The 11403-nt window shown below is 73.6% G+C and carries 10 protein-coding genes; 4 read left to right on the top strand and 6 right to left on the bottom strand.

Annotated features, from left to right (window positions below; all coding sequences use genetic code 11):
* Positions 1-35: 35 nt before the first annotated feature.
* The 6 genes from ACWGL3_RS27135 to ACWGL3_RS27110 form a co-directional block, all read right to left on the bottom strand.
* Positions 36-1667, bottom strand: a complete 1632-nt coding sequence (locus ACWGL3_RS27135; RefSeq protein ID WP_267949193.1) for an acyl-CoA dehydrogenase family protein — start codon at positions 1665-1667, stop codon at positions 36-38.
* 169 nt (positions 1668-1836) lie between these two features.
* A complete protein-coding gene (locus ACWGL3_RS27130) occupies positions 1837-2541 on the bottom strand; it encodes a pyridoxine/pyridoxamine 5'-phosphate oxidase (protein WP_267949194.1) in 705 nt (234 codons plus the stop codon).
* Positions 2542-2778: 237 nt separating this feature from the next.
* The gene (locus ACWGL3_RS27125) at positions 2779-3552 is read right to left on the bottom strand and encodes a sirohydrochlorin chelatase (RefSeq protein ID WP_267949195.1); all 774 of its coding nucleotides are present in this window, start codon (positions 3550-3552) and stop codon (positions 2779-2781) included.
* Complete coding sequence (locus tag ACWGL3_RS27120) at positions 3549-4250, bottom strand: phosphoadenylyl-sulfate reductase (protein ID WP_267949196.1); 702 nt, start codon at positions 4248-4250, stop codon at positions 3549-3551. Before ACWGL3_RS27120 ends, ACWGL3_RS27125 begins: the two co-directional genes overlap by 4 nt.
* Entirely contained in the window at positions 4247-4453 is a 207-nt protein-coding gene (locus tag ACWGL3_RS27115) for a hypothetical protein (protein WP_267949197.1), read from the bottom strand. The genes ACWGL3_RS27120 and ACWGL3_RS27115 overlap by 4 nt, the downstream gene beginning before the upstream one ends.
* A gap of 99 nt (positions 4454-4552) precedes the next feature.
* Positions 4553-6250 (bottom strand): nitrite/sulfite reductase, encoded by a 1698-nt coding sequence (locus tag ACWGL3_RS27110; protein WP_267949198.1) that lies wholly within the window; start codon positions 6248-6250, stop codon positions 4553-4555.
* 387 nt (positions 6251-6637) lie between these two features.
* Between ACWGL3_RS27110 and ACWGL3_RS27105 the strand changes: the two genes are divergently transcribed.
* The 4 genes from ACWGL3_RS27105 (at position 6638) to ACWGL3_RS27090 (ending at position 11334) form a co-directional block, all read left to right on the top strand.
* Positions 6638-7648: a YihY/virulence factor BrkB family protein gene (locus ACWGL3_RS27105; RefSeq protein ID WP_267949199.1), complete on the top strand. Its 1011-nt coding sequence runs from the start codon at positions 6638-6640 to the stop codon at positions 7646-7648.
* Positions 7649-7833: 185 nt separating this feature from the next.
* Positions 7834-8610, top strand: coding sequence for a hypothetical protein (locus tag ACWGL3_RS27100; RefSeq protein ID WP_267949200.1), 777 nt, complete (start codon positions 7834-7836; stop codon positions 8608-8610).
* Between the two features lie 460 nt (positions 8611-9070).
* A complete protein-coding gene (locus ACWGL3_RS27095; RefSeq protein WP_267949201.1) occupies positions 9071-10537 on the top strand; it encodes a hypothetical protein in 1467 nt (488 codons plus the stop codon).
* A 47-nt stretch (positions 10538-10584) separates the two neighbouring features.
* Positions 10585-11334, top strand: a complete 750-nt coding sequence (locus ACWGL3_RS27090) for a DNA primase (protein ID WP_452461942.1) — start codon at positions 10585-10587, stop codon at positions 11332-11334.
* Positions 11335-11403: the final 69 nt, after the last annotated feature.

The following is an 11403-nucleotide window of genomic DNA, read 5'->3' as shown; positions in this document are numbered from 1 at the left end:
CGTCCGGCCCGCGGGCCGTGCGGGCCGGACGCGGTTCAGCTGCGCGGCCGGGCCCGGTCCAGGATCAGCCCGGTGTCCGTCCCCCGGGGCAGGGTGCCGAACACGTGCCCCCACTCGCCGCCCAGACGCGACGCGGTGAACGCCTCCGCGACCGGGGTCGGCGCGTACCGCAGCAGCAGCGACGCCTGGAGGGTCAGGGCCATCAGCTCCACCACGGACCGGGCGCGGTACTGGACCTCCTCCTGGTCGCCCAGGGACTGCTCCAGGCGCTTGACGGCCGCGTCGTAGTGGTCGTCCACACCGGCGGCGGTGCCCAGCTCCGCGAAGAACGCCTCCACCGACTCCGGGCTGCGGCCCATCGCGCGCAGGACGTCCAGCGCCGCCACGTTGCCCGAACCCTCCCAGATCGAGTTGAGCGGCGAGTCGCGGAACAGGCGGGGCATCCCCGACTCCTCCACGTACCCGTTGCCGCCCAGGCACTCCAGGGCCTCCGCGGCATGGGCGGGCTGGCGCTTGGTCACCCAGAACTTGCCCACCGCCACCCCCAGGCGCCGGAACGCCGACTCCGATCCGTCGCCGCGCACCGAGCGGTCCACCGCCCCGGCCAGGCGCGTCATCAGGGCCGTCGCCGCCTCGGACTCCAGCGCCAGGTCGGCGAGCACGTTGCGCATCAGGGGCTGGTCGACCAGCGCCGCGCCGAACGCCCGGCGGTGCTCGGCGTGGTGCAGCGCCTGTACGACCGCGGCGCGCATGCCCGAGGCCGAGCCGATCACGCAGTCCAGCCGCGTGCTGTTGACCATCTCGATGATGGTGGGCACACCCCGGCCGGGTTCGCCGACCAGGTGGGCGACGGCCCCGTCGTACTCCAGCTCGGCCGAGGCGTTGGACCTGTTGCCCAGCTTGTCCTTGAGCCGCTGGACGGACAGCCCGTTGCGGCTGCCGTCCTCCAGCACACGGGGCACGAGGAAGCAGGTGAGCCCCTCCGGGGCCTGCGCGAGGGTGAGGAAGAAGTCGCTCATCGGCGCGGACGTGAACCACTTGTGCCCGGTGAGCAGGTAGTGCCCCCCGGAGGAGGGCACCGCGCGCGTGGTGTTGGCGCGCACGTCCGAGCCGCCCTGCTTCTCCGTCATCGACATGCCCGCGAGCAGCCCGTGCTTGGTGTGCGGGGCCCGCAGCCCGAAGTCGTACGTACGGGCCGTGAGCAGCGGCTCGTACCGCTGCGCCAGCTCCGGGGCGTGGCGCAGCGCGGGCACCACCGCGTAGGTCATCGAGACGGGGCAGCCGTGACCGCTCTCCGCCTGGGACCACAGGAAGAACTTGGCCGCGCGGGCCACGTGCGCGCCCGCCCGCTCCTCCGCCCACGGGGCGGCGTGCATGCCGTGCTCGACCGCCTGGTCCATCAGCACGTGGTAGGCGGGCTGGTAGTCGACCTCGTCCACGCGGTGGCCGTAGCGGTCGTGCGTGCGCAGCACCGGGGGATAGGCGTTGGCGGACTCGCCCCAGGCGCGCACCCGCTCCGACCCGGCGGCGTCGCCGACCGCGCGCACGTCGGCCTCGGCCCACTCGGCGCCCTCGCGCCGCAGTCCTTCGAGGAGGGCGGGGTCCTCCCCGGCGCTGTAGTCGCCGAGCGGTGCGGCCTGGTTGAACACCTCGTGTGTCGGGGGCATCGACCTACCGTCCTTCTGGCTCGGTGTTCGGAGGGTTCCGGAATCCTACCCGTGCCCGGGACGCCGAACGGAACAGGATTCGGTAACGCTGTGGACACACGTTTCCCCCGCCCCCTGCCTGATCAGACCGGGCGCGGCGGACCGCGGGGCATGGGAGCCCTCCCATGCGTCAGGGCCAGAGCAGACCGCGTTCCCAGGACCCGTCCGGCCCCGTGCGGGAGTAGTGCAGGCGCGTGTGGCGCCGGTCCGGGGCGGCCTGCCAGAACTCGACCTCGGCGGGGGAGACCACGTACAGGCCCCAGTCCCCGGGGGCCAGCCCCGGCTCGCGCTCCAGGAGCTCCCGGCCCCGGTCCGCGGCCCTGTCCACCTCGGCGGGATCGGCCAGGGGCCGGCTCTGCCTGCCGTGCAGGCCGGCCACCCGCGACTCCAGGGGACGCGCGAGGAAGTCGGCCGCGCACTGCTCCGGGGAGGCGAGCTCCACCGAGCCCCGCACCCGCACCTGGCGCCCCTGCGGCCCCCAGTGGAAGAGCAGTGCCGCGGCGGGGTTGGCGGCCAGCTCCCGGCCCTTGCGGGAGGTGGTCGTGGTGGCGAACCACCATCCCCGCTGTGTGAAGTCCTTCATGATCACCACCCGCGCCGACGGGGCGCCCGCCTGGTCCGCGGTGGCCACCGTCATCGCGTGCGGTTCGGGCACCCCGTCCCGCAGCGCCGCGGTGAACCACTCCAGGAACAGCTCCGCCGGGTCGTCGGGCGCCGCGGCGGGGTCGAACCCCGGCAGCGGGCCCGCGAACACCGGCAGCCCCCTCAGCAGGTCCCTGATGCCGTCCTTCGCCGGAGCCCCCTGCGGCTCCGGCGCGCTCCGGTCCCCGGGCACGGCCACCTCCACGGCTCGTACGGCCGGCGGCGTCCGGCCGGAGCGCCGCCGGTCCTGATTCTTCTCGCCCGCGCCGCCCGGCACAAGGGACGCCCCCCGCCTGTGGACGACCGTGTCGGGGGGGCGTCTGCACCGGTCAGGGGGCCGGGGCGGCCGGGAGCGGCGACAAGCCGGCGGACGCCGGACCGGGGCGGGGCCTGCGGGGGCGGACCCGGGGCCGGGCCCGCCCGCCGCCTCTCAGGCGCGGACCACCGCGCGCCGGACCGCGACCGCGGAGTCGTACCGGTCCAGGACCACCCGGGCCAGCTCCGGCACGTCGCCCAGGGCCTCGGAGACCACGGAGGCCCCCGCGGACAGCGACTGCGAGCGGATGCGGTCGGCGAAGAAGCCCGGGGCCAGCAGGTAGGTGGCCACCGCGACCCGCCGCGCCCCCCGGCCGAGCAGGGCGGCGACCGCCTCGCCCGGCGAGGGGCGGGCCGCCGAGGCGAAGGCCGCCACCACCTCGCGCCACGGCCCGCGCTCCGCCAGCCGTTCCGCCAGGGCCCCCACGGTCGCGTTGGCCTCCGGGTCGCCGGACCCCGCCGAGGCCAGCACCAGCGCCGTCCCCGGCCCGGCGTCCGCCCCCGCCTCGGCCAGGCGCCGCTCCACGGCGTCCAGCAGCAGGGGGTGCGGCCCCAGCGTGTCGGCGTAGTGCACCCGCAGCCACGGGCTGCGCCCGCGCGCGGCGGCGAGCGCCCTCGGCAGGTCCACCTTGCTGTGGTAGGCCGCGGTCAGCAGCACGGGCAGGACCACGGCCTCGCCGGCGCCCCCCGAGGCCAGCTCTCCGAGGGCCTCGTCCGCGCCCGGCGCGACGTGGTCCAGGTAGGCCGCCCGCACGTCCAGCCCCGGGCGCAGCGACCGCACCCGGTCCAGGACCGCGGCGACCGTCTCGGCCGACCGCGGGTCCCGGCTGCCGTGCGCCACCGCCAGCAGGGGCGCCGACGGGCGCCACCCCGGCGTCCCGGCGCTCATACGTGGATCCCGCACTCGGTCTTGCCCGTCCCGGCCCAGCGGCCGCTGCGCGGGTCCTCGCCCGGCTCCACGCGCCGCGTGCACGGCTCGCAGCCGATCGAGGGGTAGCCGTCGTACTGGAGGGGGTTCACCATCACCCCGTTCTCGGCCATGTAGGAGTCGACCTCCTCCTGGGTCCAGCGGGCGATCGGGTTCACCTTGGTCATCCGGCGCCGCTTGTCCCACTGCACGACGGGGGTGTCGCGGCGGGTCACCGAGTCCTCGCGGCGCAGGCCGGTCAACCAGGCGGCGTAGGGCGCCAGCGCCCGCTGGAGGGGCTCCACCTTGCGCAGGTGGCAGCAGATGCCGGGGTCGCGGCCGTGCAGGCGCGGCCCCAGGGCCAGGTCCTGCTCGGCCACCGTGCGGACGGGTTCGACGTTGATCAGGTTGATGTCGTACACGGAGGAGACGGCGTCGCGGGTGCCCAGGGTCTCGGGGAAGTGGTACCCGGTGTCCAGGAAGATCACGTCGATGCCGGGCGCGGCCTTCGAGGCCAGGTCGACCATGAGCGCGTCCGCCATGGACGAGGTCATGCAGAGCTGGTCCCCGAAGGTCTCCGCGGCCCAGGCGATGATCTCCTGGGCGGAGGCCTCCTCCAGCTCGCGCGCGGCGCGCACGGCGAGCTCGGGGCCGCCCGCGGCGGTGATGGTGGAGTTCATGAGTTCCCTTCCGTCGGTCTGGAGGGGGCGTCCGCGCCGGAGAACGACGCGGAGCGCAACCCGACGTACTTGACGCGGAACACGCGGGCGCAGGACAGGCAGGCCCAGGGGTAGCCCTCGCCCTTGACGGCGGCTCCCTCCTCCGGAACCAGGTCCTCGTCACCGCAGTAGGGGCAGTAGTGGGGCGCGGCCCTCTCGGACATGGCGCACCTCTTCCTTCGTCGTGTTCCACGGGTCCTGCTCGGGCACGGCCGGGGCGGCCCGCGGGGCGGGAGCCCGCCCCGGCCGGGCCGCTCCGGTCGCTACTTCAGGTCGGCGTCGTCCGCCCGGCCGACCCAGGACGCGAAGGACTCACCGTCCTTCTTCTGGTCCTGGAACCGGCGCAGCACCCGCTCGACGTAGTCGGGCAGGTCGTCGGCGGTGGTCTTCAGGCCGCGGATCTTCTTGCCGAAGGACCGGGTCATGCCCATGCCGCCGCCCAGGTGGATCTGGTAGCCCTCCACCTGCTCGCCGTCGGCGTTCATCACCAGCTGGCCCTTGAGGCCGATGTCGGCCACCTGGATGCGGGCGCACGAGTTGGGGCAGCCGTTGAGGTTGATGGTCAGGGGCTCGCCGAAGTCCGGCAGCCGTTTCTCGAGCTCGTCGATCAGGGTCGAGGCGCGGGCCTTGGTCTCCACGATCGCGAGCTTGCAGAACTCGATGCCGGTGCACGCCATCGTCTGGCGCCGGAACACGCTCGGCTCGACCTGGAGGTCCTCCGCGCCCAGGGCGGCGCGGATCGAGTCGATCCGCTCCTCCTCGACGTCCAGGATCACCAGCTTCTGGTCGGCGGTCGTGCGGATGCGGTCCGAACCGTGCTCCTCGGCGATCTCGGCGATGCGCAGCAGGGAGGTGCCGGAGACCCGCCCCACCCTGGGTGCGAAACCGACGTAGAACCGCCCGTCGTTCTGGCGGTGCACGCCCACGTGGTCGCGCTCCAGCCCGGGGTCCAGCTCCGGCGCGGGGCCGTCCTGGAGCGCGTACCCCAGGTACTCCTCCTCCAGCACCTGGCGGAACTTCTCCGCGCCCCAGTCCTTGATGAGGAACTTGATCCTGGCGCGGGTGCGCAGGCGCCGGTAGCCGTAGTCGCGGAAGATCGAGCAGACGCCCGCCCACACCTCGCTGACCTGGTCGGGGCGGACGAACGCCCCGAGGCGCTGGGCGAACATCGGGTTGGTGGACAGGCCGCCGCCGACGAAGAGGTCGTAGCCGGCCTCGCCCGCCCCGTCGCGCACGCCCACGAACGCGATGTCGTTGATCTCGTGGTTGACGCAGTGGGAGCTGCACCCCGACAGCGAGGTCTTGAACTTGCGGGGCAGGTTGGAGTACAGCGGGCTGCCGATGTGCTCGTCGTAGATCTGGCGGATCTGCGGTGTGGGGTCGATGACCTCGTGCTCGGCGACGCCCGCCAGCGGACAGCCCATGATCACACGGGGGGTGTCGCCGCAGGCCTCCGTGGTGGAGAGGCCGACCGACTCCAGCTTCTCCCAGATCGCGGGCACGTCCTCGACCCGGATCCAGTGGAACTGGACGTTCTGGCGGTCGGTGATGTCGGCGGTGTCCCTGCCGTGGTCGCGGGAGATCTCGCCGATGGCGCGCAGCTGCGCCGCGGAGAGCTGGCCGCCGTCGATCCGCACGCGCAGCATGAAGTAGCTGTCGTCCAGCTCCTCCGGCTCCAGGACGGCGGTCTTGCCGCCGTCGATGCCCGGTGCCCGCTGCGTGTACAGCCCGAACCAGCGGAAACGCCCCCGCAGGTCGGCCGGGTCGATCGAGTCGAACCCGCGCTTGGAGTAGATGTTGATGATCCGATCGCGGACGTTGAGCCCGTCGTCGTTCTTCTTGTTCTCCTCGTTCTTGTTCAGCGGCTCGCGGTAGCCGAGGGCCCACTGGCCCTCGCCACGGCGGCGTCGCGGCGTGGCCGCGGTCGCTGTCCTGCCGGGCTGCGCGGAAGAGGGAGGCATCGCGGGTGTCTCCGATGGGGTCGCGGGGTGCTCACAGTCCCGGCGCCCGCACCGCCGGCCCGTGGGCGCCGCACGTCGTCGTGTCGGGCGTCACGGGTGGGATCCGCGTGTGGGGAAGCGAAGAAGGGGGAGAGCGCCGGGGCCGCGCGCACCCCTGGGGTGCGTCAAAAGGCGGCGAGATTAACCGACGCTGCAACAGATGGCACTGCGGACCCGAAGAAAGTCCACGTGGCGGCGCACGCAGAGCATGGGGTCCAGGGCAGCGATCATGCAATGAGAATGTCACGGGCTTCCGGACTTTGTCCAGACGCGCCGAAAGGCCCCCGACGTGAGTCACGTCACTCACCGCGTCGCCCGGTGGGGCCTGTGCCCGCTAACGTTCTCCCCGTGGTGGGATTCTGGGAGGCGCTGTGGCACGCCGTCGACGCATGGCTGAGACGGCACCCCCGCGCGCACGGCGGAATGCTGCTCGTCCTGCGCACCGTGCGGGCGTTCGCCCGGGACCGGGTGGTCGGCCTCGCGGCCGAGTCGGCGTTCTTCACCCTCATCTCGCTGCCCGCGCTGCTGCTGTGCCTGCTGGGGGCGCTGGGGCCGCTGGCCGCCGTGCTGGGCGACGACATCGTGGAGGAGATCCGGGTCTGGATCCTGGACCTGGCCGCGCGTGTGCTCACCCCGGGCACGGTGGACAGCGTCGTCAGGCCGCTCGTCGACGACTTCCTCGGCGGCGCCCAGGGCGGGCTCCTCTCGGTGACGTTCGCGGTGTCGCTGTGGTCGGGGTCGCGGGCGATGAACGTCTTCATCCGCTCCATCACCATCTCCTACGGGCTGGACGAGCTGCGGGGCTGGATACGCCAGAGGGTCCTCGCGTTCGTCGCCTACCTCGGGGGGCTGCTGTTCGCGGTCCTGGTCCTGCCGGTCCTGGTGGCCGGGCCCGACATCGTGCACGCGCTACTGCCCATCACCGTGGGGCGCCTCAACCTCCTCTACTGGCCGACCGTGGTGCTGCTCGCCATCGCGGCGGTCACGCTGCTGTACGCGCTGAGCGTGCCGGTGCGCACCCCGCTGTGGCGCCACCTGCCCGGCGCGCTGCTGGCCACGCTGGTGCTGATCGGCGGGTCGGCCGCCCTGCGCGCCTACCTGGACGCCTCCCTGGGCCAGGTGAGCATCTACGGTTCGCTGGCGGCGCCGATCGCCATCCTGGCCTGGCTGTACGTGATGGCCGTCGCCGTCCTGGTCGGGTCCTCGTTCAACTCCGAGATCGACGCCATGTGGCCGACCGTCCGCACCGCCGCGGCCAGGGCCGAGCTCGCGAACCGCCGGTTCGAGCGGGCGGACCGCCTCGTCCAGCGGCGTGAGCAGGCGGTCATCGACACGATCGTGGAGGGCAACGGCCGCTGAGGCCCGCCGACTCGCCGAAGGTCGCTCCGCCCCGGTACCGTCGCGGAAGCCGTCCGGGAGGAGGGCCGCGGCCCCGCGGCCCCGGGTCCGGACGCCGCACCACGAGAGGTCACCCCCATGACCGTCCCCCCGTCCCCCGCCGGCCCCCGGCCCCGTGTCGCCGCCCCTGAGCGGGGGTACGGCGGATGAGGGCGTCGCCCCTGCTCGCCGCCTGTGCGAGCGCAGGCCCTCTGGCCTGCTTCGTGATCCTCCCGGTGGTGCGGTTCACGGGGAATCCCGTGCCGGTGGCGGCCGGGATCTTCCTCGCCCTGTTCCTCGGGTGGGCCGCCGCCTGCTGCACGACGGTCGCCCACACGGAGATGACGTTCTCGGAGAGGATCCGCTGGGCGGGGGGAGAGCATTTCTTCTCCGTGACGACCCGGTTCAACCTCGTCACCTCCGTCCCCCTCACCCTGCTCGCCCTGGCGTTCGTCGTCTTCAACTCCGCCTGGACGATGATGCCCCTGCTGGCGGTCTCCTGCGGGTCCGCCGTCCTGGCCTGGGTCCACCTGAGGAGGGAGCGTGCGGCGCGGCTGGAGGCCGCGGCGGAACCGGTGCTCACCGGGCCGAAGGTGATCGGCCTGCGCAGCCCGGGACAGGTGCCGCGGGGGTGGGTGCCGGTGGTGGTCCACCGGCCGCATGCGGGCATGCGGGACATGCTCGTCGACTATCGGGTCCACGTGGACGGCGACAGGGTGGGGACGGTGGCTCCTGGGGAGAGCCTCGTCGTGGGCCTTCCCCCGGGACCGCACAGCGTCCGGTGCGCGTACGCCGGGTTCTCCAGTGTCCCGGTGTCCTTCGCGGCGGTCCCGGGCGTCACCGTCCACCTCGTGGGCGAACCGGGGGGAACGGCCGCCACCGCGGCCGCCGACCAGCGGAACCGGCCCCAGGAGTACATCAGGCTCTTCAGGCTCCCCGGTTGACCGGTACACCGCCCCGGCGGGGCCGACGCGCGGTCCCGGAACCGCGCCGGCCGTGGTCGGCCGGGGGCCGTGCGCGCTCCGGGGCGGATCGAACCGCGGGACCCTGGCCGGATCCGGCCATTTTCGGTGTGAACCTCACGACGGGTCGGAGGGTCCACAACAGGGGCGGGACAGCGCGGAAAGTCCGGTCCGCATCCCGTGCCGGGGTGATCTTGCAGGTCGGGGGAGGGACAACGGAAACACTGTCGGAAGTTTCGCAGCGGATACCGGGTCCACCGGCCCATGGCCGGAATAGGTCCGGAGGACGACCATCAGTATCATCTCCAGCAGCATCGACTACGCGTGTGCCGGCACCACCGCTTGGTGACCACCCAGGCCGCGACCTACCGTCACCGCTGACCGAGGTCTCCCGTAACCCGTACACGAACAGGTCCACGTTTCCCATGCCTTCGGAGGCACCATGAGCCGGGCGTCCCGACCGGGGCAGTCCCGGCCCACCGCCGTCATCGTCATCGCGCCCGACGAACACAGCGCCGAGATCGTCATCGAGGGGCAGCGCCAGGTCGTCACCGGCCGCGCCCCGAAGGAGACCCGGCGCGCGGCCCTGGACGTCGCCACCGGCTATGCCGCCAGAATCGGGCAGCCGGTCCTGGTCGACGCCCGTGACGCCAACGGCGTCTGGCGCCTGGTCGCCACGCCCGACGGGGTGGTCCAGGCCGCCGAGCCTCCCGCGCCCGTCGCCGCCCCGGTCCCGCCCCCGCCCGCGGCCCCCGCGACTCCCACGCCTTCCGCGAGTCCGGTCCGGCCCGCGGGCTCCGGGCGCAGGCGCGGCCTGGTCATCGCCGGGGCCGCGGCCCTGGCCCTCGTCCTGCTCGTGGGCGCGGGCGTGGTCGTGACGCGCTTCCTCCCGAGTGGCGGCGCCGACCCCGCGGAGCAGGCGGCCGACGACGTCACCCTCAACCACCCCGCGCCGCCCCACTTCTCCGAGACCGTCGACTTCAGCGAGGCGCTCGCCACGGGGAGCCAGCCCGGGGTCAGCCGCGACGGCGAGCTCCTCGCCTACGTCGACCCCGAGGACCGGCTCAACCTGTTCGACGCCGACGGCTCACGCCTCTGGGCGGCCGACCTGCCGATGGGCTCCGGCGAACTCCTGGGCTCGCCCAGGTTCGTGGAGTACGGGGGCGGGCCCGCGATCGTGGCGGAGACGGCGGGAACCCTCTGGTTCTGGCCCGCGGACGGCGGGGAGCCCGTCGACATCCCGATCCCGGAGAACGCCTCCGCCCAGTACGTGGGCAGTTCGGTGCTCGTGCGCAGCGAGGAGGAGGCCTACGTCCCGGTCGCGGACGCGCTGGAGCCCGTGGAGGTCCCCGGGAGCGCAGCCCCGATGCTGGCCGAGGGGGAGAACGTCCTCGCCGCCGTCCTCAGCGGGCCCTGGACGTGGGTCTCCCCGGACGGCGACCCGGTCGAGGTCAACGCCGAGCGCCCGGACGAGGCCGGTGAGATGGAGTCGGTCGTCACCGCCCTGCGCGACTACGTCATCGTGCGCTGGGAGCCCCGCGAGGGCGACGAGACGATCCTGGCCTTCCACGACAGCGAGGACGGCAGCGTGATCGGTACCGCTGCCGTCGACCCCGCCCTCCTGGAGGACGTCCGCCACCGCTCCGGCCCCGTCGGGACCGACGTGGTCGCCTACGGGCCCATGGTCCTGGACCCGGCGACCGGCGAGTCCGCGGTGGTCCCCGGTTTCATCCCCGAGATCGCGGTCGGCGCACGGGTCTTCGGCCGGCTCGACGGCGCACTCGTCGCCGTCGACGCCTCCGGAGAGCCGTCCGAGGCCCCCGAAGGCTCGGTCCAGCCCAACGGCCTGCTCGGTGAGCGGGCCGTGGTGGTCCACGACGACCACCTCTATGCCATCCCCCCTGAGTAGATCTCTCCCCCTGAGCAGATCACTCGCAGAGAAGAGAAAGGAGTGGGATGTCCCCCAAGAAGCGCGTTCTGACCGTGACTGCGGCCGGTCTGTTCATGGCCGGTTTCTCCGTCAGCCCGGCGTTCGCCGTGACCGGTGACGAGACCACCCCCGACGTCGCCCCCGCGGTGACCGAGGCAACGGTCGAGTCCCCTGTCCTCCCCGTCCTCGACGAGGTCGTCCTGGAGGACGCGCCGATCACTGTGCCGGACCTGTTCCCGGCCGACTTCCCCCCTTCCCCGGAGAACCCGGGCGATGGTGAGAACCCGGGCAACCCCGACCCGCCGGTCGACCCGGACCCCGGTGACCCGGGTGACGGCGAGGACCCCGGAGACGGTGAGACGCCCGGACCCGACCCGGATCCGGACCCGGACCCCGACCCGGATCCCGACCCCGATCCGGATCCCGACCCCGATCCGGACCCGGACCCCGACCCGGATCCCGACCCGGATCCCGACCCGGATCCCGACCCGGATCCCGACCCGGATCCCGACCCCGACCCGGGCCCCGACCCGGACCCGGGCGAGGGCACCGACCCCGGTGACGACGACGGCGACGAGAGCCAGGCCCCCGGCGGCACCACCCCCGGTGGTACCACCACGCCCGAGGCCCCGGCTCCCGTCAACAGCGGCGCCGACGAGACCCTCGCCCAGACCGGCGTCGACATGCAGGGCTTCGTGCTCGGTGGCGCCGTCGTGACGGGTATCGGCGTTCTGGCCCTGTGGGCCGGTGCGCGGCGCCCGTCCCCGGTCGCTTAGCGGTACCCGCGTCCCACGGTCCCGACCGTGGACGCACCAGGGCCCCCGGTCGTGTCCCACGACCCGGGG

The sequence above is a fragment of the Nocardiopsis sp. NPDC055824 genome, from assembly GCF_053616335.1.
This window is presented reverse-complemented; position numbering and strand designations above follow the sequence as displayed.